At 73.2% G+C, this 783-nt stretch carries 1 protein-coding gene; it reads left to right on the top strand.

Annotated features, from left to right (window positions below; translation table 11 throughout):
• Positions 1 to 40 precede the first annotated feature (40 nt).
• Positions 41 to 783 (top strand): ABC transporter permease (locus tag OOT08_RS02425; protein ID WP_325090957.1); only part of this gene is annotated, 743 nt, incomplete at its 3' end.

A 783-nucleotide genomic window follows, 5' to 3' on the forward strand; every position in this document is an offset into this window, starting at 1 on the left:
TACACCATCGTCGACCCCCGGATGCGAAAGAGCGCCTGATATGCCGAACCACTCCCGAGCCGAGCGCCCCGGCACTCCCCCGGCGCAGGCCCCCCGCACGACCGCGATCCAGGCCCCCGGCGGCGCCCGCCGCTCCCCCGCCGCCAAGCGGCCCGGCGCCCGCCGGCTGAGCCCCACGCTCATCGTGGGCGCCTCCCTCGTCGCGCTCGTCGCGCTCGCGGCCCTCGTGTCCTTCATCTGGACCCCCTACGACCCCGTGCAGGTGATCCCCGCCGACCGCCTGCAGGGGCCGAGCGGCGCGCACTGGTTCGGCACCGACAAGTACGGCCGCGACCTGTTCTCCGGCATGCTCTACGGCGCGCGCATCACCCTGCTCGTCGGCATCATCTCCGTGGGCATCGCCCTGCTCGTCGGCACCCCGCTCGGCATCCTCGCCGGGATCCGGGGCGGCTGGATCGAGGAGGTCATCATGCGCACCTCCGATATCGCCCTCGCCTTCCCGGCCCTGCTGCTGGCCATCATGGCCTCCGCCGTGTTCGGCGCGAGCACGTGGACGGCGATGATCGCGATCGGCGTCGCCTCGATCCCGGGCTTCGCGCGGGTCGCCCGCTCCGGCACCCTGCAGGTGATGAGCACCGAGTACGTACTCGCCGCCCGGGCCGCCAGCCAGTCCCGCTTCCGGATCGCCCTCCGGCACGTGCTGCCGAACACGGTCGGCATCCTCGTGGTGCAGTGCTCGGTCTCCTTCGCCCTCGCGGTGCTCGCCGAGGCCGGGCTGAGCTT

Origin of the sequence: Leucobacter sp. M11, from assembly GCF_035726885.1 — a bacterium.
Lineage (GTDB): Bacteria > Actinomycetota > Actinomycetes > Actinomycetales > Microbacteriaceae > JAPFRB01.